The organism is Undibacterium sp. Dicai25W (genome assembly GCF_049340505.1).
Lineage (GTDB): Bacteria > Pseudomonadota > Gammaproteobacteria > Burkholderiales > Burkholderiaceae_D > Undibacterium > Undibacterium jejuense.
Map to the genome: position 1 here is coordinate 55,062 of NZ_JBMPOQ010000009.1, position 23,230 is coordinate 78,291.

Below are 23,230 nucleotides of genomic sequence, written 5' to 3' on the forward strand. Positions count from 1 at the left end.
ATAACTGAATAACTGAAAGTTTTCTGTGTATAAATTAGCAGGCGAACTCTCGCAGAAAAATGCCCGTGAAGTTGCGGCGGCTGGTAATGCCGCCATTGCGCAGGGGCAGTCTGATTTTGATTTTTCCAGTCTTGTTCAGATTGATTCATCGGCCGTTGCCACGATGATTGAATGGCAACGTCAAGCTGCACAATATAAGAAAATTCTGCAATTTCATGCGGTCCCGGCAAGTTTAATCAGCCTGATACAACTTTATGGCCTGTCTGACCAATTTCACATCACCCCTGCCGAGCGACATTGACGTTCACTGCCAGGGGGAAATTCTCACGCCACTTTCAAGGCAATTACCGTAGCTGCTTTCAGTTCAAACGCTGAAAATCCCCTATAATCAAAGGTTTCGTCGCTATTCATTTAGTGATGAAACTACTGGTTTCTCGTTTATTTCCGATTCCTTTTGAGCACGCAAGTGCAAACATGCCATATGGCTGCCATACAAATTAGCAATATACAAAAACGCTACCAGTCCTTGCAGGCACTGGGGGGTGTCTCACTGTCGATTGAAGAAGGTGAATTTTTCGGATTACTTGGGCCAAATGGCGCAGGTAAGACGACACTGATTTCCATTTTGGCCGGACTAAATCGGGCAGATGCTGGCACGATTACCGTGCAAGGGCATGACGTTGTCAGCGACTATAGAAATGCCCGAAGCAAGTTAGGTGTTGTGCCACAAGAGTTGGTTTTTGATCCATTTTTTACCGTCCGCGAAACCTTGCGCATGCAGTCTGGTTATTTTGGTATCAAAAATAACGACAAATGGATAGATGAGATCATGGAAAACCTTGATCTGACCAATAAAGCCGATACCAATATGCGCGCCTTGTCCGGTGGTATGAAGCGCCGCGTACTGGTCGCGCAAGCACTCGTACACAAACCGCCGGTTATCGTTCTGGATGAGCCAACTGCTGGTGTGGACGTTGAATTGCGTCAGACTTTGTGGAAATTCATCGCACGTCTGAACCGTGACGGTCATACTATCGTGCTGACCACCCATTATCTGGAAGAAGCGCAGGCTTTGTGCAATCGTATTGCAATGCTCAAGCAGGGAAAAGTGGTGGCACTCGATACTACGGCCGCCCTGATTAAGCGCATCTCAGGCTCACAATTGCGCGTTACTTTGGCGAACAGCGGTAATATTGCTTTGCCAGCTTCTTTGCGTGACAAAATTATCACTCACGAAACACCGTCCAATCCGCATCAATTTATTTTGCGGGTGACTGATTATGCCCACGTCGAATCGATGTTAAGTGAGTTCCGTCTGGCGGGTTGTGTGATCGACGATTTGCAGTTGTTGCAAGCGGATCTGGAAGATGTCTTCCTGCAAATTATGGAAGGCTGAATATGATGAATATGACTGGTTTTAATACGCTGTTGTACAAAGAAGTGTTACGCTTCTGGAAGGTCGCAACGCAAACGATTACCGCGCCAATCATGACTGCATTGTTGTACTTGCTGATTTTTGGTCATGTACTGGAAGATCATGTACAGGTATATCCGGGCGTTCGCTATACCGCTTTCCTGGTACCTGGACTGGTAATGATGAGTGTTTTGCAAAATGCATTTGCGAATTCATCGTCATCCTTGATTCAGTCTAAGATCACTGGCAATCTGGTTTTTGTTTTGCTGCCACCTCTATCGCACTGGGAAATTTTTGGCGCATATGTTTTGGCTGCGATATTGCGTGGACTGGCAGTTGGTGCTGGCGTCTTTATTGTGACGGTATGGTTTGCGAATCTGAGTTTTTACTCACCTTTATGGATTATTCTGTTCGCATTGCTAGGTGCTGCCATGCTGGGTACGATGGGCTTAATCGCTGGTATTTGGGCAGAAAAATTTGATCAGTTAGCCGCGTTTCAGAATTTCCTGATTATGCCTGCGACCTTTTTGTCGGGTGTGTTTTATTCGATTCATTCCTTGCCGCCATTCTGGTTAACGCTGTCACGTTTTAATCCATTTTTTTACATGATCGATGGCTTCCGTTTCGGTTTCTTTGGCAAGTCCGATGTCGATCCTTTGCATAGCTTAATGATAGTCACAGTGTTCTTTATTCTGCTGGCGACAATTGCACTGCAGATGCTGAAGCGTGGTTATAAGTTACGTCACTAATTTAGTTTTAGAAAGAAAAGCTGTGTTTCCTACCCCTGAACAAATTAAAAATTACATTGCAGCTGGCCTGGAATGTACCCATCTGGAAGTCGAAGGCGACGGCCAGCATTTCAACGCCGTCATCGTTTCCGCCGCATTTGCCGGTAAGCGTCCGATTCAGCGTCACCAATTGGTGTACGCCGTGTTGGGTGATCGCATGCGCGAAGAAATCCACGCTTTATCGATGAAAACCCTGACGCCTGAAGAGTACCAAGCATAATGGACAAATTACTGATTACGGGCGGTTCCCGCCTGAACGGCGATATTCGTATCTCCGGTGCAAAAAATGCAGCGCTGCCTATCTTGTGCGCGGCCTTGTTGACCTCGGATGAATTGGTGTTACATAACGTCCCTTCATTACAAGACGTTAGCACCATGTTTAAATTACTACGTCAGATGGGCGTCAGTGTTACGCAAGAAGATGGTGTCACCACCTTGCGCGGCAATGCGATTGATAAACTCGAAGCGCCGTACGATATGGTGAAAACCATGCGTGCATCTATCCTCGTATTGGGGCCATTGGTGGCACGTTTTGGCGAAGCCAGAGTGTCTTTGCCAGGTGGTTGCGGTATTGGTTCGCGTCCGGTTGATCAGCACATCAAAGGCTTACAAGCCATGGGTGCTGAAATCACGATCGAAGCTGGTTATATCCACGCCAAAGCATCTCGTCTCAAGGGTACGCGAGTCGTTACCGATATGATTACTGTAACTGGTACTGAAAACTTGCTGATGGCAGCGACGCTAGCGGACGGTGAGACCATTCTGGAAAACGCGGCACGCGAACCAGAAGTGACTGATCTTGCTAATTTGCTGGTTGCCATGGGTGCCAAGATTGAAGGCATAGGTACTGACCGTTTGGTGATTCAAGGTGTTGAACGTCTCCATGGCGCTACTCACACCGTGATCTCTGACCGGATTGAAACCGCCACCTTTTTGTGTGCCGTTGCGGCGACGGGCGGTGACGTTCGCGTTACCCACACACGTACCGATATTTTGGATGTCGCTTTGGACAAGCTGCGCGAAGCCGGCGTGGTGCTGACTACTGGGCCAGACTGGATCCGCGCGCAAATGAGTGCCCGTCCAAAAGCAGTGGGTTTCCGCACCACCGAATACCCAGGCTTCCCAACCGATATGCAAGCGCAATTCATGGCGATGAACTGTATTGCCCAAGGCAATAGCCGCGTTACCGAAACGATCTTTGAAAATCGGTTCATGCATGTCCAGGAAATGAATCGCCTCGGTGCCAATATTGAGATTGACGGTCATACCGCGATTGTCAATGGCGTGGAAAAATTGGTCGGTGCACCAGTAATGGCGACAGATTTGCGCGCGTCAGCATCCTTGGTGATTGCAGGCATGGTGGCTGAGGGTGAAACACTGATTGATCGTATCTATCATTTAGATCGCGGATACGATCGTATCGAACTCAAGTTGTCGGCAGTGGGTGCCAATATTCAACGAGTAAAATAATGACGACACAACTGACATTGGCATTATCCAAAGGCCGTATTTTTGAAGAAACCTTGCCATTGCTGGAAGCTGCTGGCATACGCGTGACGGAAGATCCGGAAAAATCGCGCAAGCTGATTCTGGCAACCAATGATCCGGCAGTACGTGTGATCATCGTGCGTGCTTCTGATGTGCCGACTTACGTGCAATACGGAGCCGCCGATTTTGGCGTGGCGGGTAAAGACGTATTGCATGAACATGGTGGCGAAGGTTTGTATCAGCCTATCGATTTGAATATCGCCCGATGCCGTATGTCAGTGGCTGTCTCCGCTGGCTTTGATTATGCCAAAGCCGTGCGTCAAGGCGCGCGCTTGCGCGTCGCAACCAAGTACACCGAAACTGCACGTCAGCATTTCGCCAGCAAAGGTGTACACGTTGACTTGATCAAATTGTATGGTTCAATGGAATTGGCTCCGCTGGTCGGTTTGTCGGATGCCATCGTCGATCTGGTTAGTACAGGCAACACGCTCAAGGCGAATAATCTGGTCGAAGTCGAACACATCATGGATATTTCTTCGCGTCTGGTCGTGAATCAGGCAGCATTGAAATTAAAGCGTGAGCGTCTGCAACCGATTCTGGAAGCATTTGATCGCGCCTCCAAACTGAATACCTAATTTCTAGAGATAAGCATGGCTTCACTGATTACCCGCCTCGATTCTGCAGATGCAGATTTTTCTACCAGATTGTCGTCATTGCTGGCATTTGAAGCGAGCGAAGACGAAGCCATCGATCGCGCTGCCGCACAGATATTGGCCAGCGTCAAAGCCAACGGCGATACCGCCGTACTGGAAGCGACTAACCGTTTTGATCGTCTGCAAGCGGCCAGTATCGCTGAGCTCGAATTGTCGCAATCTGAAATGCAGGCAGCGTTGCAATCCTTAAGTCCTGCACGTCGTGCTGCATTAGAAACCGCGGCGCAGCGTGTGCGTGCTTATCACGAAGTGCAAAAACGAGAATGCGGTTCCGGTGGTTTTAGTTATACCGAAGCCGATGGCACGGTCTTGGGACAAAAAGTCACACCTTTAGATCGTGTTGGTATCTATGTACCTGGTGGTAAGGCGGCTTATCCTTCATCGGTATTGATGAACGCTATTCCTGCGAAAGTCGCTGGTGTACAAGAAATTATCATGGTGGTGCCGACACCGGATGGTGTTAAAAATCCATTGGTATTGGCTGCCGCCGCAATTGCTGGCGTTGATCGTGTATTTACCATCGGTGGTGCGCAAGCAGTGGGTGCTTTGGCCTACGGCACAGCAACGATCCCGCAAGTCGATAAAATTGTTGGCCCTGGCAATGCTTATGTGGCTGCCGCAAAACGCCGCGTGTTTGGTACGGTCGGTATCGATATGATTGCCGGACCTTCAGAGATTCTGGTGTTATGCGATGGCACCACGGATCCAGATTGGGTAGCGATGGATTTGTTCTCACAAGCTGAGCACGATGAATTGGCGCAATCCATTTTATTGTGCCCTGATGACGCTTATCTGGAAGCGGTTCGGGCGAGCATCGTCAAATTATTACCAACCATGCCACGTCATGAGGTAATACGTACCTCGCTGGCTAATCGTGGTGCCCTGATCAAGGTGCTCGATATGGATGAAGCCTGCGAAATCGCCAATAGTATCGCGGCTGAACATTTAGAAATCTCTGCTGAAAATCCGCAGCAATGGGCAGATAAAATTCGCCATGCAGGTGCGATGTTTTTAGGCCGCTATTCATCCGAAGCGCTGGGTGACTACTGCGCCGGACCTAATCATGTTCTGCCAACCTCACGTACTGCAAGATTTTCTTCACCGCTTGGTGTGTATGATTTCCAAAAGCGTTCATCGATGATTTTTGTCAGTGAACAAGGTGCGCAAACTTTAGGTAAAGTCGCTGCCGAGCTGGCGTATGGCGAAGGTTTGCAAGCCCATGCACGTAGTGCTGAACTGCGCCTGAAATGAATACGCTGAAATGAAAACTTCCATGAGTCCATGCGCATGAACGCAGATTGGCGCAATCAGATTTTTTGCGAAGATGCGCTAAATGGCTTAGCGCGGTTGCCTGATGCCAGCATTGATTTATTGCTGGCCGATCCACCGTATGGACTGGGCAAAGATTATGGTAATGATTCCGACAAAATGGAGTCAGCAGCCTATTTGGAATGGATGGCGCAATGGATAGATGCCGCTCTGCCTAAGCTCAAAGCGAACGGTAGTCTGTATATTTTTTTGACCTGGCGCTATTCGCCAGAAGTATTCGTTTTGCTCAAACAGCGCATGACGATGATGAATGAAATCATTTGGGATAGGCGCGTACCGTCGATGGGTGGCAGCGTGCGTAAGTATTCTTCGGTGCATGACACGATAGGTTTTTTTGTCAAAGCCAAAGATTATTATTTTGATCTGGATGCGATACGGATTCCGTATGATGCCGCCACCAAAAAAGCGCGCAGCCGGAAGATTTTTGAAGGCGCAAAATGGTTGGAGCTAGGCTTCAATCCAAAGGACGTATGGAGTGTTTCACGCTTGCATCGAGAGCATGCCGAACGTGAAGAACACCCAACCCAAAAACCGCTCGAAATTATCGAACGTATGATCAAGGCCTCTTGCCCACCAGGCGGCGTGGTACTTGATCCCTTTATGGGCAGCGGAACCACCGCCGTCGCAGCAAAACGTTGTGGGCGTGATTTTGTCGGTTTTGAGTTAAATCCCGATTATTGCGCGATGATAGAGAAACGCCTGAGTTTGCACCCAAGTATTGCGCCAGCAGTGGCGCTTGCATAAAACAATGCAGGGGGAGTATGCAGTGTTGACTGCATATCGCCAGCTAAATTTATAGGCTTTCCGTTTTTGATATGCCGTACTGCCTGGAGTATATGGAATGAGTAGCAGCAACGTAACGAATTTAACGACGCTAACGAACATTATTCGCCCTGAAATCGCCAGTCTGTCGGCGTATCACGTGCCGGATTCAGCCGGTTTTGTGAAACTCGACGCGATGGAAAACCCTTTTGTGTTGCCATCAGAATTGCAGCAAGACTTAGCGCATCATTTGGCGCAGGTTGCGATGAATCGCTATCCGGTTCCTTCTTACACGAATCTCAAAAACATCATTGCTGAAAAGTTAGGCGTACCAGCCGGACATGAAATTATTGTCGGTAATGGTTCCGATGAATTGATCGCCATGATCTCGGTCGCTTGCGCAAAGCCAGGTGCCAAAGTACTCGCGCCTGTGCCTGGTTTTGTGATGTATGCGATGTCCGCCAAATTTGCCGGGCTGGAGTTTGTCGGCGTTCCTTTGAATGCGGATTTCACGCTCAATAAAAGCGCTATGCTGGCAGCGATTACCGAACATCAACCAGTAATCACCTATCTAGCCTATCCTAACAATCCGACCGGCACCTTGTATGATGCGGATGACATGGTTGAGATTTTGCACGCGGTAGGCAATACCGGCGTTGTGGTCGTTGATGAAGCTTACCAACCGTTTGCGCAAACGAGTTTTATGTCACGACTGGCAGAGTTTGATAATCTTGTCGTGATGCGCACCGTGTCCAAGCTTGGGCTGGCAGGAATACGTTTGGGTTATATGGCGGGCAACAATGCATTAATGAATGAATTTGAAAAAGTGCGCCCACCCTACAATATCAATGTCTTAACACAAGCAGCGGCAGAATTTGTTTTACAAAGAGTTGAGGTGCTGGATGCGCAGGCAGCCGCATTACGCGCGCAACGTAGTCAGTTAGCAGCAGCCCTGAGCGCGATGTCGGGCGTGCAAGTATTTCCATCAGCAGCAAATTTTTTGCTGATACGTGTTGCAAACGCTGAACAAGTCTTTGTCAAATTGTTGAATCACAAAATTTTAGTTAAAAATGTGGGTAAAATGCATACTCTGCTAGAGAACTGTCTCCGTATCACCGTCAGTACTCAGGAAGAGAATGATTTATTTCTTGCTGCGTTTGCAGCTTCTATGTCATCAAAATGAATAACTCAACTCAACGCATTGCGGCGGTTACCCGCAATACCAACGAAACACAAATTCGTGTTGCCATCAATCTGGATGGCACCGGTCAGCAAAAGCTCAATACTGGCGTGCCATTTCTGGATCACATGCTGGATCAGATTGCTCGTCATGGTCTGATTGATCTTGATATCGAAGCCGTCGGTGATTTGCATATTGATGCGCATCATACGGTAGAGGACGTTGGTATTACCTTGGGACAAGCGTTTGCCAAAGCCATGGGCGATAAAAAAGGCATACGTCGCTATGGTCATGCGTATGTTCCTTTGGATGAAGCGCTGTCGCGCGTCGTTGTCGATTTTTCTGGTCGCCCTGGACTTGAATACCATATTCCATTTACCCGCGCCATGATTGGTGGTTTTGACGTTGATCTGACGCGCGAATTCTTTCAGGGCTTTGTGAACCACGCATTGGTGACATTGCACATCGATAATTTGCGTGGCGACAATGCGCATCACCAATGCGAAACCGTGTTTAAAGCCTTTGGCCGTGCTTTACGCATGGCAACAGAGCTTGATGCACGCGCTGCTGGCACTATTCCATCTACTAAGGGTAGCCTTTAATTTGTGTTTTCAGACTCTGTCACAACATAATCATGAAGCTTGGATGGTAAGGTTGATGCGGAGTAAATTATGATGAATAAAATTGTTGTTGTTGATTACGGTATGGGAAATTTGCGCTCAGTAGCGCAAGCCCTGCGCGCCGTCGCGCCTGAGGCCAATGTACTGATTTCCGGCGAAGTCGCCGACATTCAAAGCGCTGATCGCATTGTTTTGCCTGGTCAGGGTGCAATGCCTGATTGCATGAGCAGTTTGCGCGACTCAGGTGTCCATGAAGCGGTTTTGGATGCTGCGCGGAACAAACCACTGTTTGGCGTGTGTGTCGGTGAGCAAATGTTGTTTGATCTGAGTGAAGAGGGCAATACACCTGGCTTAGGCTTATTGCCTGGTAAGGTAGTGCGTTTCAGACTCGATGGTCAGCTGCAGGCCGACGGCTCACGTTTTAAAGTCCCGCAAATGGGATGGAACCGCGTGCAACAATCGCGGTCTCACGCTTTGTGGCAAGATATACCTGACGAGGCGTATTTTTACTTTGTGCATAGCTACTTTGCGCAGCCTGAAAATGCGCAGCATACGGTAGGCATCACCGATTACGGTCATCCATTCGCTTGTGCAGTGGCGCGCGACAATATTTTTGCCACGCAATTTCATCCTGAAAAGAGTGCCCAGGCTGGCTTGCAACTGTATAAAAACTTTGTACACTGGAATCCCTGATGGAAACTTTGTGCTGTAGTCTGCGCATCGTTTGTATGCAATTCACTTGAATTTGGCTTTTTTGATTTTTTACTGTCTTTTAGACGCTTATATTTCTTTTACATCATGTTGCTCATCCCTGCTATCGACCTGAAAGATGGTCACTGCGTACGCCTCAAACAAGGTGATATGGACCAAGCCACCGTGTTTTCTGAAGATCCGGCTGAAACCGCTCGTCATTGGCTCAAGCAAGGCGCACGTCGCCTGCATCTGGTTGATCTGAATGGCGCATTTGCTGGCAAACCAAAAAATGAAGCGGCGGTGAAGGCAATTATTCAGGCTGTGCGTGACTACGCTGAAGAAACTGATACCGAAGAAATTCCGGTGCAGTTGGGTGGCGGGATTCGTGATCTTGATACCATAGAACGTTATCTGGATGATGGTTTGTCGTACATCATTATTGGTACAGCCGCGGTCAAAAATCCAGGCTTCCTGGCAGATGCATGTAGCGCATTTCCTGGTCAGATCATCGTCGGTATTGATGCCAAAGATGGCAAAGTAGCGACCGATGGTTGGAGTAAATTGTCTGGCCATGAAGTCATCGACCTCGCGCAAAAATTTGAAGGTTATGGCGTTGAGGCAATTATTTATACTGATATCGGACGCGACGGCATGATGGGTGGCGTGAATATCGAGGCGACTGTCAAATTGGCGCAAGCGGTCAGTATTCCCGTGATTGCTTCTGGCGGTGTGCATAATTTGGCCGACGTTGAAGCCTTGTGTGAAGTACAAGGTGAAGGCATCGAAGGCGTGATCTGCGGTCGTTCAATTTATGAAGGCACGCTGGACCTGTTGACGGCGCAAGATCGTGCAGACGAACTGAGCGACGACGGCACCGAGTACTATTCCGAAGAAGAAGCCGAATGAGTTTAGCTAAACGCATTATCCCTTGCCTTGATGTAACGGCTGGTCGCGTGGTGAAGGGAATAAATTTTCAAGAATTGCGCGATGCTGGTGATCCTGTCGAAATTGCGCGTCGTTACGATGCGCAAGGTGCCGATGAAATCACATTTTTGGATATCACCGCCTCATCCGATGGACGCGATCTGATTTTGCCGATCATTGAAGCGGTCGCTTCGCAGGTATTTATTCCATTGACGGTTGGCGGCGGTGTTCGCACCGTGGTTGATGTGCGCCGCTTATTGAATGCAGGTGCCGACAAAGTGGGTATCAATACGTCTGCCGTGACCAATCCACAACTGGTCGCGGACGCTGCATCGAAATACGGTTCACAATGCATTGTGGTTGCCATTGATGCCAAAAATGTCGCACCAGGAAAATGGGAAGTCTTTACCCATGGTGGACGCAATGCAACAGGTTTGGATGCCGTTGAATGGGCGCAAAACATGGCCCGCCTTGGCGCTGGCGAGATTTTGCTGACCAGCATGGACAAAGATGGCACCCGTTCTGGTTTTGATTTAGGACTTACACGTGCGATCTCAGACGCCGTGTCTATTCCGGTTATTGCATCAGGCGGCGTTGGTAGTTTGCAAGATTTGGCCGATGGGATAAAAATAGGTGGGGCTGACGCTGTCTTGGCGGCCAGTATTTTTCATTATGGTCAACATACTGTTGGCGAAGCAAAGCAATTTATGGCAGCGCAACATATTCCTATGAGGTTGGTATGAGTGCCGCTAAGTGGTTAAATAAAGTGAAGTGGGACGATCAAGGTCTGGTGCCTGTGATCGCACAAGAGGCCAGTAGCAACGATGTGTTAATGTTTGCCTGGATGAATCGCGAAGCCCTGTCCAGAACAGTGGAATTGGGTGAAGCCGTGTACTGGAGCCGTTCGCGCAAGAAATTGTGGCACAAAGGCGAAGAATCCGGTCACGTACAAAAGGTCAAAGAAATTCGCCTCGATTGCGATGAGGATGTGGTTTTGCTGAAAATAGAGCAAACCGACAGCATTGCTTGTCACACAGGTCGCCATTCGTGTTTTTTTCAAAAATTTGAAGGTAGCCTCAATGATGGTGATTGGGCAGCCGTTGATCCCGTGCTGAAAGACCCGGAAAGCATTTATAAATGAGCGCTACTCAAGAACAAGTTTTGCAGCGACTGGCAGAAATCATCGAAAGTCGCAAGCTCGCCAATGGTGGTGACCCAGACAAATCGTATGTCGCGCGCTTATTTGCCAAAGGCGACGATGCGATTTTGAAAAAAATTGGCGAAGAAGCAACCGAAACCGTGATGGCCGCTAAAGACGCACGCGTCTCGGGTGATCATTCTAAGGTCTTGTACGAATGTGCTGATTTGTGGTTTCATTCGCTTGTCATGTTAGCCCAGTATGATCTGCGCCCGCAGCAAGTATTGGATGAGTTAGCGCGACGTGAAGGCCTTTCTGGTCTGGAAGAAAAAGCCTCTCGATCAGAATAACCCCCTGAGCCAAGTCAAATGAGTTGTTTCTTTGCTTATTGAAAACGGATAAAACGTGGATAATTGCATTTTCTGTAAAATTGCGGCTAAGCAAATTCCTTCGTCTATTGTTTACGAAGATGATGAATTGCTGGCGTTTAAAGATATTAATCCGGCAGCGCCTGTGCATTTACTGGTAATCCCGAAAATCCATCTGGATACCTTGTCTTCTGCACAAGCTGAACATCAGGCGGTTTTAGGAAAAATGCTGGCGCTTGCCCCCAAATTGGCGTCAGATCACGGTTGTGCACCCATTCAGCAGGCGGATGGTCGCTATAACGGCGGCTACAAAACCTTGATTAATACGGGCGCGGACGGTGGACAAGAGGTGTATCATTTGCATATGCACGTCATTGGCGGTCCTCAACCGTGGCGTGGACAACGCTAATTAAATTTTGATGAGAGCATTGCTTTCATTAGCATCAACAGGAGTACATCATGGGTTCATTTAGTGGTTTGCATTGGCTGGTGGTTCTGGTCATTGTGATTTTGGTATTCGGCACCAAAAAGTTGGGCAATATCGGTAGCGATCTTGGCAAAGCAGTCAAAGGCTTTAAGGACGGCATTAAGGGTGAAGAAGAAAAAGCACCTGTTGCGCAAGCCAATGCTGAAAAAACCATTGATGTTGACGCCAAAGAAAAATCCAAACAGTGATTTGTTCAAAGGTGCTTTTCAGTTTTCCCGGTGCTTATCTAGCGGATAAACACGATGATTGATTTAGGTATCAGCAAACTCGCCTTGATTGGTGTGGTTGCCTTAATCGTGATCGGTCCGGAAAAGCTGCCGCGCGTTGCCCGCATGGCAGGCACGCTGCTGGGGCGCGCGCAACGCTACATCAACGATGTCAAAGCAGAAGTCAGTAAAGAAATAGAGCTCGACGAATTGCGCAAGATGCAAAAAGACGTGCAGGAAGCTGCGCACAACGTTGAACAATCGGTGTCGCAATCATGGAATGAAACGACCGATGAATTGCGTACGATAGGACAAGAAAATTCTATTTCGTCTTCGACCTATAGCAATTCCTGTGTCAGTACCGAGCAACTGGCGCGTAAGGCAAAAGAGTTTCGCCGCAAAAAACTGGCTAAAACTTCTGCCATTCCAAGCTGGTACAAAAATCGCCACGGTCAGCGCAATCACATTGTTTCAGGTTCCGCACGCATGGCGCGCCACCGCGCTAAATCGCGCGCGCCTGTCAGTTTCTATTAATTCCATTTGATGTCACAGTCTATGTCCCAGCGTTCTCTTTTTTGGGTGGTATTCGCATGAGCGATAAAATTGAACCCGGCGTTGAGGAAAGTTTTATTTCCCACCTGGTTGAATTGCGTGATCGTCTGGTCAAGGCTTGCTATGGCTTGGCCATCGCCACTGCATTGTTGATGTTATGGCCAGGGCCTTCGGCGATTTATGATTTTCTGGCGCAGCCTATGGTCGACTCTTTACCGGTCGGTTCGCAAATGATTGCGACTGGCGTGATTTCGCCTTTCATGGTGCCGATGAAAGTCACCATGTTGCTGGCGGTGTTAGTGGCATTGCCATGGATACTGTATCAGGCATGGGCATTCATTGCGCCGGGCTTGTATGCGCATGAAAAGCGTCTAATCGCCCCGCTGGTGATCTCGTCATCGATACTATTTTTGACTGGTGTGGCGTTTTGCTATTTCATTGTTTTCAGCCGCGTTTTTAAGTTTATCAACGCGTTTTCACCAACCTCTATCCACATGGCACCGGATATCGAAAATTATCTGGATTTTATTATGTCCATGTGTCTCGCCTTTGGCGTGACGTTTGAAGTACCAGTGGTGGTGGTGGTACTGGTTCGTATGGGCATCGTTTCTGTTGAGAAGCTCAAGGCGATTCGTCCGTATGTGATCGTTGGCGCATTTGTGATCGCCGCGATTGTGACGCCACCCGATCTGGTCAGTCAGTTCTCATTGGCGCTGCCGATGTGGATGTTGTATGAGCTGGGTTTGGTGATTGCGCCGCTGTTTGTACGCGTGACGCAGGCGCCAGATACGGTCGACTAAAAACCATCGTTTGACAGGTTTCAGTGAATAAAAAAGAGGCGGGGTGTCTTCGGACATCCCGCCTCTTTTTATATTTGATCGCTGATGAACTTAAGCACCGCGCAACCATTGTACGAGCGGCAGAGCGCTTTGATATGCTTTGAGCAAAGTCTGTTTCACTTCATCGCTGCCCAGACCTTGATAAGGGCATTCAGTCCACACCATGAAGTTTTTGAGCTTCAGGTATTCAATGTGCTTAAGATCGGCGTCATAGCCTTTTGGTGGGCGTTTGAGCTTACCTTCTTCTTGTAGTTCACCAAACGTTTGCTTCAACTTTCTATCTTTGAGCAGTTTTTCAAAGCCAGCTTCATCATTGATGATATGTTCACGGATCGCTTTTAAACGGTCAGCAGGCGGCATATATTCGCCGCAGGCAAAGAATAGTCTGCCGTTGGCGTCCAGTTGAAAGTAGTACGCAGGACCACCTCCTTCACTCGGTTTTTTGCGACCGCTAGGCAGAATCGACGATGAAAACGTGGTTTTGTAAGGCGATTTGTCGTGCCCAAAACGCACATCGCGGTTAATACGAAACAGTGCCTTTTTGGGTTCGCAGCCAGCAATTGCTGGATCAAATTTTTGAATGCTGGTGATCAGTTCTGTCACCAGTTGCAAAAATTCCACGCGCAAAATATCGTAACGTGGTTTGTTCATCACAAACCAGGCCCGGTTATTGTTTTCGGACAGTTCCGACAAGAACGCTTGCAGATCAATCAGATGCATTTTGTTTTATTCTTCACGACGTGATGGTGGACGTTTGCCTATCAATACTTGCAAGGTAGGTTCTTGATTGTTTCTTAAAACGGTAATCTTGGCTTTATTTCCAGGTATCAGTTGTGCTACCAGATTAAACATTTCCAATGTTCCTTTTACTGGCTTGCCATCGATAGAAACCAGAATGTCGCCGGGTTTCATTCCCGCCTTATCTGCTGGTCCCCCACGCACGACACCTGCGATAATCGCGCCAGATTTTTGTTTGATGCCAAAGCTTTCCGCTAATTCAGGGGTGATCTCTTGTGGCTCCACGCCTATCCAGCCACGTACCACCTGACCCTGGCTGATGATTGATTCCATCACCGACTTCACTGTTGAAATTGGCGTTGCAAAGCCTATGCCTACGGAGCCACCAGTTTGTGAGTAGATTGCCGTATTGATGCCGAGTAAATTGCCGTTAATATCGACCAGGGCACCACCTGAGTTACCTGGGTTGATTGCAGCATCAGTCTGAATAAAGTTCTGAAACGCATTTTCAGTCAGATTATTCCGCCCCAATGCAGAAACAATGCCCATTGTCACGGTCTGACCGACACCAAACGGGTTACCTATCGCAAGAACCACATCACCGACCTGCGCGTCGTCAGTATGCCCCAGAGTGATTGCTGGCAGGTCAGGAAGATTAATTTTGATGACTGCCAAATCTGTTTCTGGATCTGTTCCCACGACCTTTGCTGCCGCCGAGCGGCCATCGGCGAGGGCGACATCAATTTCATCTGCGGACTCAACCACGTGATTGTTGGTGAGAATATATCCCTCAGCGCTGACAATTACGCCCGACCCCAGACTGGATTGGCGTTCCGATCGCTGTCCCTGGTCGCCGAAGAAACGTCTCAACGTCGGGTCGTTCAATAATGGATTGCGTGAACGCTGGACTTCTTTGGAGGTGTAGATATTGACCACCGATGGCATGGCTTTTTGTGCAGCTTTTCGATAACTGCTTTGTGCTGCCACATTGTTAGCAGGGGCCTCTTGGAGAGAGATACCAGGAGATAAGCCTGGCACGTGACTATTATTCAAGGCATTATTTGCCCAGTCAGGCTTGAGGGTGGTTAAAATAAACCAGATCGCCAGACCAACTGTTACAGTCTGAGCAAACAATAACCAAAGACGTCGCATAGGTGAATGATGAGTAAAAAATTGGTAAGTAGGGATCAACTTGCAAAATTTCTAGAGACAGAATTACAAGTGGCACGTGTTCGTGATTATTGCCCAAATGGCTTGCAGGTGGAAGGGCGAAATGAGATTGGCTGCATTGTGACTGGCGTTACTGCCAGTATTGCCTTGCTCGAAGCCGCTATTGAACTGCGTGCCGATGCCATTATGGTACATCATGGTTACTTTTGGCGTGGCGAGGATATGCGCGTCATTGGTCACAAGCAACGTCGTATTAAATTACTATTGCAAAACGATATCTCCTTATTTGGTTATCACCTGCCTCTGGATATGCACCCTCGTATAGGAAACAATGCTCGTTTAGCTCAGGTATTGAGTTTGCGTGCGACAGGGCGTTTTGGTGACGATGATCTGGGTTGGCTGGGTGAAATTGATGTACCTGAGGTCGTCACGATGAGCGACCTGGAGCATCATGTCGCTACACGCCTGGGCAGAAAACCCTTATTGATCGGGGATCCGATGCAAAAAATAGGCAAAGTAGCCTGGTGTACCGGTGCAGCACACAACATGCTGGATCAGGCAATTGGTGCTGGCGCAAACGTCTATCTGAGCGGAGAAATTTCTGAACCTATAGTGCATCTGGCGCGTGAAGCGGGTGTTGCTTACCTCGCTTGTGGTCATCATGCGACAGAGCGTTATGGGATCAAGGCGCTGGGGGAGTTGATTGCGCAAGAGTTTGGCATCGAACACCACTTCATTGATATCGATAATCCAGTCTGATGTCTGGTTTGCAGCCATTGAATCGGGTGAATCAGTGGCTGCTCCCGGTAAAAATGCAGTGCGACTTTATTTTTTCAGGGAATCTCGAATTTCTCTGAGTAAGATGACGTCTTCTGGTGTTGGCGCTGGTGCAGGCGCAGGTGCTGGTGCTGGTTCTTCTTTACGCAGTTTATTGACCAGTCTGACCATTTGAAAAATCACGAAAGCCAGAATAATGAAATTGACAGTCACAGTGATGAAGTTACCATAGGCCAAGACACCGCCTGCTTTTTTAGCTTCAATCAAAGTCAGTTGTGCGCTTTGACCATTCAGTGGCAGGTAGTAGTTGGAAAAATCCAGGCCGCCAAATAATTTACCAATAACAGGCATGACGACGTCGCCGACTAAAGAGTCAACAATTTTGCCAAATGCACCGCCGATGATGACACCCACAGCCAAATCGACTACATTTCCCTTTGTGGCAAAGGTTTTGAATTCTTGCATCATGCTCATTGATGGTCTCCGTAAAAATTAATGGCGAATGTGCCGTTCGATCAATTGTCCATATTTTAATGCGCAAATCGTTGAATTTGCCGCTATAGTTTGTCAATTATCTTTACAGAAAATCACTGATTTTTCACATTTAGCACATAAAATCACGTGCCAATATGAACTATGTCAAATAGTGACGGTTTTGTAAAAATAAAGGGAAAGTGTTGCTGTTTTGGGTAGTATTTGCTTTAAAACCATATCTCGCTACTTTATAATTTAATGTTGCTAGATGCGGGTTTGAACTTCATCAAGTTTCGATTTTTGACAGATTGGGGTTGGTATGAGTAATGAAAAGCAGGTCGATTCCGGCCGTCGCGGTTTGCTCGTCGCCACTTGCGCGGCGGGTGGTGTGGCAGGATTGGCAACGGCTGGGGCGCTAGTCAGCACTTTCCAGCCATCAGAGCGTGCAAAAGCAGCTGGCGCTCCGGTGGAAGTAGATATCTCCGCTCTAAAGCCAGGTGAAATGACCACTGTTGAGTGGCGTGGTAAACCTGTCTGGATTTTAAAACGGACGCCAGAAATGTTGGCCAGTCTGCCAAAAACAGAAGATAAGGTGGCTGATCCAGAGTCTAAAAAACCTTACACCATGGAGTTACCTGAGTATTGCGATAAGCAAACCCGTTCGCGTAAAGAGCACTCAGATTTGTTAATTGCCGTTGGTATTTGTTCTCACCTCGGTTGCTCGCCTAGTTCAAAATTCCAAGCCGGCGCACAGCCTTCGTTGCCAGATGACTGGCAAGGTGGTTTTTTGTGCCCATGCCACGGTTCGACTTTCGATCTGGCCGGTCGCGTATATAAAAACAAACCAGCACCGCAAAATCTGGATGTGCCACGTCACATGTTTTTATCGGATACCAAAATTGTCATCGGTAAAGATGAGAAAGGCGAGGCGTAATCATGGCGTTTGTTGAAAAAAAGCTTCCTGCTGATGCACCCGTTGTCGATAAAGCCCTCAATTGGGTCGACTCCCGTTTTCCACTGACTAAACTGTGGAACGATCAATGGGGTAAATACTACGCACCTAAGAATTTTAATTTCTGGTACATCTTCGGCTCACTGGCAATGCTGGTGTTGGTCATTCAGATCGTTACCGGTATTTTCCTGGTAATGCACTACAAGCCTGATGCAACATTGGCTTTCGCATCTGTTGAATACATCATGCGTGACGTGCCTTGGGGTTGGTTAGTGCGCTACATGCACTCCACAGGTGCTTCGGCCTTCTTCATCGTGATTTATCTGCATATGGCACGTGCATTTATGTACGGTTCTTATCGCAAGCCACGTGAGTTGATTTGGTTGTTTGGTTTTGCGATTTTCTTGTGCCTGATGGCTGAAGCCTTCTTCGGTTACTTGTTGCCTTGGGGTCAGATGTCTTATTGGGGGGCGCAGGTTATTGTTAATTTGTTTGGTGCGATTCCATTCATTGGCCCAGATCTGTCTTTGTGGATCCGTGGTGACTACGTTGTTTCTGATGCGACACTGAACCGTTTCTTCTCGTTCCACGTGATTGCCATTCCTTTGGTATTGCTCGGTCTGGTTGCAGCGCATCTGATCGCTTTGCATGAAGTGGGTTCGAACAACCCAGACGGTATCGAGATCAAAGAAAACTTAGGCCCTGATGGTCATCCTTTGGATGGTGTTCCTTCACATCCTTACTACACTTTCCACGATATTTTTGGTGTAACAGTGTTCCTGACCTTGTTCAGTGCTGTGATCTTCTTTGCGCCAGAAATGGGCGGTTACTTCCTGGAATACAATAACTTTATTCCGGCAGACTCACTGAAGACCCCTCCGCACATTGCTCCAACCTGGTACTTCACGCCGTTCTACTCGATTTTGCGTGCCACCACTTCAGAGTTCTTGTTCGTAGCGCAGGCTGGTATTGCGGCCTACGTAGCATTGATCTACCTGACCACCAAATTACCGCAGACCATCAAATTTGCGATTGCTGGCTTGGGGTTGGTCGTGATCGCAGGCATGATGCCAGGCGCATTGGATGCGAAATTCTGGGGTGTGGTGTTGTTTGGTGGCTCTGTTGTTATCCTGGCTTTCTTGCCTTGGATCGACCTGTCACCAGTAAAATCCATACGCTATCGTCCAGATTGGCACAAATTGGTGTACATCGTATTTGCGATTACTTTCGTGACTTTAGGTTATCTGGGTGTACAACCACCATCACCAATTCGTGAACGTATCTCTCAGGTTTGCGCAGTCATCTACTTCAGCTTCTTCCTGTTGATGCCTTGGTGGAGTGCGATGGGTACCTTTAAAACAGTACCGAAGCGTGTAACTTTTACGCCACATTGAGCAAATTAAGCGAGGAAGAATAAGCATGAAATTACTTAAAAAACTGATCGCGACTCTGGCTTTCGTTCCGGCTTTGGTGATGGCAAATGAAGGGGGTTTTCCTTTAGATCACGCACCGGATCGGTCCACAGATATGGCTGCTTTACAAAATGGCGCTAAATTGTTTATCAATTATTGCTTGAACTGCCATTCTGCTTCAGCGATGCGTTACAACCGTCTGCGTGACATTGGCTTGACTGAAGATCAAATCAAAACCAATTTGTTGTTCACTGGTGAAAAAGTCGGTGATCTGATGAAAACGACCATGGCACCGAAAGATGCCAAGGCCTGGTTTGGTGCGGTTCCACCAGATTTGTCAGTGATCGCCCGCGCCAAAGCATCAGAAGCAGGCTCCGGTGCCGACTGGCTGTACACTTATCTGCGTACTTACTACAAAGATGAGTCTCGTCCGACAGGCTGGAACAACATGGTCTTCCCTAACGTTGGCATGCCGCATGTGTTGTGGCAATTGCAAGGTGTTCGTACCGCAAAGTTTGTCGAAGAGAAAGATCCGCATGACGAATCTAAGTCTGTTCACAAGTTTGACGGCTTCGAAAAAGTTTCCGATGGGACATTAACTACAGCAGAATATGACAACGCAGTGGGTGATCTGGTAGCATATCTACAGTGGATGGGTGAACCAGCACAATCAACTCGCAAGCGTTTAGGTGCTATAGTTGTGATATTCATGGCGTTTTTAGCGACACTTGCATGGCGTTTGAATGCGTCCTACTGGAAGGAAGTTAAGTAAAAGCAATGTTTCTGTCTTGCGAAATGAGTTAAATAACAAGTCAGAATTTTCTCAGATCGCCCGTTTTTCTCCGTCGTAAACGGGCGAGTAATCCCTAGGGTGAGGTGCGCAAAATTGGCACCTCGCCCTGATCGTTTTTAAGGAACTATAAAAATGATGGTTCTCTACTCGGGCACAACTTGCCCATTTTCTCAACGCTGCCGTTTGGTATTGTTTGAAAAAGGTATGGATTTTGAAATCCGTGATGTTGATTTATTCAACAAACCTGAAGATATTTCGACCATGAATCCTTATGGTCAGGTGCCAATTTTGGTTGAACGCGAATTGATATTGTATGAATCCAATATCATCAATGAGTACATTGACGAGCGTTTCCCACATCCACAATTGATGCCTGCTGATCCGTTGCAACGCGCACGTGCACGTTTGATGCTGTTCAATTTTGAAAAAGAATTGTTCGTTCACGTTCATACTTTGGAAAACGACAAAAATACTAGCTCCGCGAAGGTTCAAGATAAAGCACGCGCAGAAATTCGTGATCGTCTGACCCAATTAGCGCCTTTGTTCATCAAGAACAAATACATGCTGGGTGATGAGTTCTCTATGTTAGACGTGGCGGTTGCACCATTGTTATGGCGTCTGGATCACTACGGTATCGAGTTGTCCAAAACAGCCGCACCTATCATGAAATACGCAGAACGTATTTTCTCCCGTCCTGCTTACATCGAAGCATTGACGCCATCTGAAAAAGTAATGCGTCGTTAATCTGCTTGTTTCAATAAGCAGATTGATCCTTGCGGGTCATAGAATGAGGCTGACTAGTTGCATCAGGTCAGCCTTGTTGTTTTCTGAACTGCGATCTATGCTTAATTATTTATACGTTTGAGTATCTCTTATGCAAGAAACATCTACTAAGCCCTATTTCATGCGTGCCATTTACGAATGGTGCACAGATAACGGCTACACCCCCTACATGGCAGTCAAAGTTGGCGGTGCAGCGCAAGTACCGATGGAATTTGTACGCAATGGCGAAATTGTCCTCAACATCAGCTTTGGTGCCACTAGCGGCCTCAAAATGGATAATGAAGCGGTGACATTCAAAGCCCGCTTCGGTGGTGTTTCGCGCGAAATCTATGTACCTGTCGCCAACGTGATCGCGGTCTACGCCAGCGAAAATGGCCAGGGCATGGCATTTGAACTAGAACTCGGCGAACCCATTTCCGAAGAGGAAGATACCCCGCAGCCAGTCGAAGAAAAGACCAAACCTAGCCTTGGTTTAGCCGCCGTAAGTTCCGGTTCTGGCAGTGTCACAAATACAAATTCTGAAAAAGATCAAAAAAAATCAGAAAAGCCCTCGCTAAAAATAATAAAGTAGACTATAATCTTGGTCTTCGGAAGTGCTTGAGCAATCAAGTGCAGACGATAAGATTTCCGCCGGCTTAGCTCACTTGGTAGAGCAGTTGACTTGTAATCATCAGGTAGCCAGTTCGATTCCGGCAGCCGGCACCAGTAAGACTAAGGGCTCACAGCAATGTGAGCCCTTTTTTATTTCCGAATCCTGAATCGTGAGTTGGCTAGGGGGCGTTGAATACTAACTTCCCGCAACCACTCACAGTCAGTTATGCAGCCATCAGTCAGAAGCTGTATTCCTCTCATCGCATTTCGCAATCAAATCATGGATGACGCCATGTTTTGGTGATTTCAATGGTTTCAATCAAACATTGCTGACGAACAGTAAAGCCCCTTTCGATGGTTGTTTGGATTGCCTTCGATCGTTTTTGATCCTCATAACATTTCGCAACCAGACATAATTTGTAGCTAAAAAATTATGTTATTAATATAATCATTTGTAACTTTTTATCGTATTAGCACTTCAATGACAAGGTTCAGCATATAGTCACTATGCTAGGATGAGATTGCTGTGGGAAGTAGCTAAGCATAGGGATGTCTTCGGTAAAAAACTGGCATATAACCGGTCATGCTGATGCCACAACAATTTGTACCACGTCAGTAAAAAATTGGACAAACGAGCCTGTTCATTTTTTTTGCAACATTTGCTCAGCGAAATGTGAGATGCGATCTGATGCTGTGAGCTTACGTTATTGATCGTGGAATTCGTTTTCAGATACGCAATAATTTGGATCTAGGACACATGGATAAGAAATCTGCAGCAAAGCTAAAACGAAATTTCAAACACATGGCAACAGCAGTGGCAAATGCACCGCTGGTTGTGGCGCATGAAGTGGTCGAAGAAACGACCCATATGCTTCATGCCGAAGGCGAGCTAAAACCTGGGAGTGGTCTCGCTAGTGGTGTATTTGCGCTGGCCTTGGCGATTTTATGCTTTTTAGGCGTACTGGCATTTCATTTCCCACAATACTTAACGACCCCCGAACTCAGAGCACAATACAACGTTGCGGTGATACGGCAAGTGATGTTCGTGGCTTTGATCATCTCAGGTAGTTGGTCGCTGGCGAATGTCGCCAGAAATCGTAGTCGTGGCGTCAATTGTGCAGCGCTTTTTTTGGTGTTGGCGACAGTGGCGTTGGGTGGCTCGCGCGTGCCGGTAGGGGATTTTGCAGATGGCACCCCTTATCTCGGGCTTGATTGGCTAATTTTGGATTTGCTTGGGTCGTCGATTATCTTCATCGCTTTGGAGAAGGCATTTCCGCTCTATAAAGGGCAAGCGATATTCAGAAAAGCGTGGCAGAACGACTTGGTTCATTTTGTGGTAAACCATTTACTGATTGGCTTCATGCTGTTGGTTGTGAATTACCTGATACATAATGTATTTGGTTGGATGGTCAGGCATGAGGTGCAAGAATTTGTCAGCACGATCTGGTTTGTTCCTCAACTCTTACTTGCCGTGTTTGTGGCTGATTTTGTGGAGTATTGGGCTCACAGGGCCTACCATGAGGTGCCTTTCCTGTGGAAGTTCCATGCGGTGCATCACTCTTCGGAGGTCATGGATTGGATCGCAGGCAGCCGCTTGCACATGTTTGAAATCATCGTGACACGTGTCGTTATCCTCGGTGCTCTGTATGTCGTGGGTTTTACCAAACCAGTGTTGGACGCCTACATTATTGTTGTAGGCTTTCAGGCGGTATTTAATCATGCCAATGTCCACATCAATTGGGGAACGCTACGTAAGGTGTTCGTAACGCCGGATTTTCATCATTGGCATCATTCGTCGGACGATGAGGCGATCGACAAAAATTATGCAGCGCACTTCGCGTTTATTGATTGGATGTTTGGAACGGCGGTGGATTCCGAGAAACAGTTCCCAGAAAAATATGGGGTCGTGGGCGACTATGTTCCGATTGGTTTTCTCAAGCAACAAGCTTTTCCTTTTAAGCCACTTCCGAAGGCGGATTCTTAAGGCATGAATAACAAGCGCAGCGTTACTGATACCTCATCAGATCATTGCGCGTGAA

General features: G+C 47.6%; 29 protein-coding genes and 1 tRNA gene. 27 read left to right on the forward strand and 3 right to left on the reverse strand.

Annotated features, from left to right (window positions below):
- The first annotated feature begins 25 nt into the window (after nt 1-25).
- The 19 genes from ACO0KY_RS11835 to tatC all read left to right on the forward strand — a co-directional run bounded on the left by ACO0KY_RS11835 (nt 26) and on the right by tatC (nt 13,462).
- Nucleotides 26-301 carry an STAS domain-containing protein gene (locus ACO0KY_RS11835; protein WP_423046274.1) on the forward strand — a complete coding sequence of 92 codons (276 nt, stop codon included), beginning with the start codon at nt 26-28 and terminating at the stop codon, nt 299-301.
- 180 nt (nt 302-481) lie between these two features.
- Nucleotides 482-1,396 carry an ABC transporter ATP-binding protein gene (locus ACO0KY_RS11840; protein WP_186913029.1) on the forward strand — a complete coding sequence of 305 codons (915 nt, stop codon included), beginning with the start codon at nt 482-484 and terminating at the stop codon, nt 1,394-1,396.
- Nucleotides 1,397-1,407: 11 nt separating this feature from the next.
- Nucleotides 1,408-2,163: an ABC transporter permease gene (locus tag ACO0KY_RS11845; protein ID WP_186913132.1), complete on the forward strand. Its 756-nt coding sequence runs from the start codon at nt 1,408-1,410 to the stop codon at nt 2,161-2,163.
- A 22-nt stretch (nt 2,164-2,185) separates the two neighbouring features.
- The gene (locus tag ACO0KY_RS11850; RefSeq protein ID WP_186913030.1) at nt 2,186-2,422 is read left to right on the forward strand and encodes a BolA/IbaG family iron-sulfur metabolism protein; all 237 of its coding nucleotides are present in this window, start codon (nt 2,186-2,188) and stop codon (nt 2,420-2,422) included.
- On the forward strand, nt 2,422-3,672 hold the full coding sequence (gene murA / locus ACO0KY_RS11855; RefSeq protein ID WP_423046277.1) for a UDP-N-acetylglucosamine 1-carboxyvinyltransferase: 1,251 nt from the start codon (nt 2,422-2,424) through the stop codon (nt 3,670-3,672). Before ACO0KY_RS11850 ends, murA begins: the two co-directional genes overlap by 1 nt.
- Nucleotides 3,672-4,325 (forward strand): ATP phosphoribosyltransferase, encoded by a 654-nt coding sequence (gene hisG / locus ACO0KY_RS11860; RefSeq protein WP_186913032.1) that lies wholly within the window; start codon nt 3,672-3,674, stop codon nt 4,323-4,325. The genes murA and hisG overlap by 1 nt, the downstream gene beginning before the upstream one ends.
- Nucleotides 4,326-4,340: 15 nt before the next feature.
- Nucleotides 4,341-5,654 (forward strand): histidinol dehydrogenase, encoded by a 1,314-nt coding sequence (hisD, locus tag ACO0KY_RS11865; protein WP_423046279.1) that lies wholly within the window; start codon nt 4,341-4,343, stop codon nt 5,652-5,654.
- A 36-nt stretch (nt 5,655-5,690) separates the two neighbouring features.
- Nucleotides 5,691-6,476 carry a DNA-methyltransferase gene (locus ACO0KY_RS11870; RefSeq protein WP_423046281.1) on the forward strand — a complete coding sequence of 262 codons (786 nt, stop codon included), beginning with the start codon at nt 5,691-5,693 and terminating at the stop codon, nt 6,474-6,476.
- A gap of 97 nt (nt 6,477-6,573) precedes the next feature.
- Nucleotides 6,574-7,677 (forward strand): histidinol-phosphate transaminase, encoded by a 1,104-nt coding sequence (hisC, locus tag ACO0KY_RS11875; RefSeq protein ID WP_423046283.1) that lies wholly within the window; start codon nt 6,574-6,576, stop codon nt 7,675-7,677.
- Complete coding sequence (hisB, locus tag ACO0KY_RS11880) at nt 7,674-8,276, forward strand: imidazoleglycerol-phosphate dehydratase HisB (protein WP_186913035.1); 603 nt, start codon at nt 7,674-7,676, stop codon at nt 8,274-8,276. Before hisC ends, hisB begins: the two co-directional genes overlap by 4 nt.
- Nucleotides 8,277-8,348: 72 nt before the next feature.
- On the forward strand, nt 8,349-8,987 hold the full coding sequence (hisH, locus tag ACO0KY_RS11885; protein WP_423046454.1) for an imidazole glycerol phosphate synthase subunit HisH: 639 nt from the start codon (nt 8,349-8,351) through the stop codon (nt 8,985-8,987).
- Nucleotides 8,988-9,092: 105 nt separating this feature from the next.
- A complete protein-coding gene (gene hisA, locus ACO0KY_RS11890; protein ID WP_423046285.1) occupies nt 9,093-9,893 on the forward strand; it encodes a 1-(5-phosphoribosyl)-5-[(5-phosphoribosylamino)methylideneamino]imidazole-4-carboxamide isomerase in 801 nt (266 codons plus the stop codon).
- Nucleotides 9,890-10,654 carry an imidazole glycerol phosphate synthase subunit HisF gene (gene hisF / locus ACO0KY_RS11895; protein ID WP_423046287.1) on the forward strand — a complete coding sequence of 255 codons (765 nt, stop codon included), beginning with the start codon at nt 9,890-9,892 and terminating at the stop codon, nt 10,652-10,654. The genes hisA and hisF overlap by 4 nt, the downstream gene beginning before the upstream one ends.
- Nucleotides 10,651-11,052: a phosphoribosyl-AMP cyclohydrolase gene (hisI, locus tag ACO0KY_RS11900; RefSeq protein WP_423046289.1), complete on the forward strand. Its 402-nt coding sequence runs from the start codon at nt 10,651-10,653 to the stop codon at nt 11,050-11,052. Before hisF ends, hisI begins: the two co-directional genes overlap by 4 nt.
- Nucleotides 11,049-11,399, forward strand: a complete 351-nt coding sequence (locus tag ACO0KY_RS11905; protein ID WP_186913039.1) for a phosphoribosyl-ATP diphosphatase — start codon at nt 11,049-11,051, stop codon at nt 11,397-11,399. The genes hisI and ACO0KY_RS11905 overlap by 4 nt, the downstream gene beginning before the upstream one ends.
- A gap of 55 nt (nt 11,400-11,454) precedes the next feature.
- A complete protein-coding gene (locus ACO0KY_RS11910; RefSeq protein ID WP_423046291.1) occupies nt 11,455-11,826 on the forward strand; it encodes a histidine triad nucleotide-binding protein in 372 nt (123 codons plus the stop codon).
- A 50-nt stretch (nt 11,827-11,876) separates the two neighbouring features.
- Entirely contained in the window at nt 11,877-12,092 is a 216-nt protein-coding gene (gene tatA, locus ACO0KY_RS11915) for a Sec-independent protein translocase subunit TatA (RefSeq protein WP_186913041.1), read from the forward strand.
- Between the two features lie 54 nt (nt 12,093-12,146).
- Nucleotides 12,147-12,644, forward strand: coding sequence for a Sec-independent protein translocase protein TatB (gene tatB / locus ACO0KY_RS11920; protein ID WP_186913042.1), 498 nt, complete (start codon nt 12,147-12,149; stop codon nt 12,642-12,644).
- A gap of 56 nt (nt 12,645-12,700) precedes the next feature.
- Nucleotides 12,701-13,462: a twin-arginine translocase subunit TatC gene (tatC, locus tag ACO0KY_RS11925; RefSeq protein ID WP_423046294.1), complete on the forward strand. Its 762-nt coding sequence runs from the start codon at nt 12,701-12,703 to the stop codon at nt 13,460-13,462.
- Nucleotides 13,463-13,552: 90 nt separating this feature from the next.
- Here tatC and ACO0KY_RS11930 read toward each other — a convergent pair whose 3' ends face one another.
- Together ACO0KY_RS11930 and ACO0KY_RS11935 are read right to left on the reverse strand one after the other, a co-directional pair.
- The gene (locus tag ACO0KY_RS11930; protein WP_423046296.1) at nt 13,553-14,221 is read right to left on the reverse strand and encodes a DUF2461 domain-containing protein; all 669 of its coding nucleotides are present in this window, start codon (nt 14,219-14,221) and stop codon (nt 13,553-13,555) included.
- Between the two features lie 6 nt (nt 14,222-14,227).
- Nucleotides 14,228-15,391 carry a Do family serine endopeptidase gene (locus ACO0KY_RS11935; protein WP_422990567.1) on the reverse strand — a complete coding sequence of 388 codons (1,164 nt, stop codon included), beginning with the start codon at nt 15,389-15,391 and terminating at the stop codon, nt 14,228-14,230.
- Between the two features lie 9 nt (nt 15,392-15,400).
- Between ACO0KY_RS11935 and ACO0KY_RS11940 the strand changes: the two genes are divergently transcribed.
- Nucleotides 15,401-16,168: a Nif3-like dinuclear metal center hexameric protein gene (locus ACO0KY_RS11940; RefSeq protein WP_423046298.1), complete on the forward strand. Its 768-nt coding sequence runs from the start codon at nt 15,401-15,403 to the stop codon at nt 16,166-16,168.
- 66 nt (nt 16,169-16,234) lie between these two features.
- On the opposite strand, the gene mscL is transcribed toward ACO0KY_RS11940, so the two are convergent.
- Entirely contained in the window at nt 16,235-16,660 is a 426-nt protein-coding gene (mscL, locus tag ACO0KY_RS11945) for a large conductance mechanosensitive channel protein MscL (protein ID WP_423046300.1), read from the reverse strand.
- A gap of 319 nt (nt 16,661-16,979) precedes the next feature.
- Between mscL and petA the strand changes: the two genes are divergently transcribed.
- The 7 genes from petA (at nt 16,980) to ACO0KY_RS11980 (ending at nt 23,175) form a co-directional block, all read left to right on the forward strand.
- Complete coding sequence (gene petA, locus ACO0KY_RS11950) at nt 16,980-17,594, forward strand: ubiquinol-cytochrome c reductase iron-sulfur subunit (protein WP_422990571.1); 615 nt, start codon at nt 16,980-16,982, stop codon at nt 17,592-17,594.
- On the forward strand, nt 17,594-19,006 hold the full coding sequence (locus ACO0KY_RS11955) for a cytochrome b (RefSeq protein ID WP_422990799.1): 1,413 nt from the start codon (nt 17,594-17,596) through the stop codon (nt 19,004-19,006). Before petA ends, ACO0KY_RS11955 begins: the two co-directional genes overlap by 1 nt.
- Nucleotides 19,007-19,031: 25 nt before the next feature.
- A complete protein-coding gene (locus ACO0KY_RS11960) occupies nt 19,032-19,796 on the forward strand; it encodes a cytochrome c1 (RefSeq protein ID WP_186913048.1) in 765 nt (254 codons plus the stop codon).
- A gap of 153 nt (nt 19,797-19,949) precedes the next feature.
- Complete coding sequence (locus tag ACO0KY_RS11965) at nt 19,950-20,561, forward strand: glutathione S-transferase N-terminal domain-containing protein (RefSeq protein WP_186913049.1); 612 nt, start codon at nt 19,950-19,952, stop codon at nt 20,559-20,561.
- 130 nt (nt 20,562-20,691) lie between these two features.
- Nucleotides 20,692-21,171, forward strand: coding sequence for a ClpXP protease specificity-enhancing factor (locus ACO0KY_RS11970; protein ID WP_423046303.1), 480 nt, complete (start codon nt 20,692-20,694; stop codon nt 21,169-21,171).
- A 58-nt stretch (nt 21,172-21,229) separates the two neighbouring features.
- Nucleotides 21,230-21,305, forward strand: a tRNA-Thr gene (locus ACO0KY_RS11975).
- Between the two features lie 688 nt (nt 21,306-21,993).
- A complete protein-coding gene (locus ACO0KY_RS11980) occupies nt 21,994-23,175 on the forward strand; it encodes a sterol desaturase family protein (RefSeq protein WP_423046457.1) in 1,182 nt (393 codons plus the stop codon).
- Nucleotides 23,176-23,230: the final 55 nt, after the last annotated feature.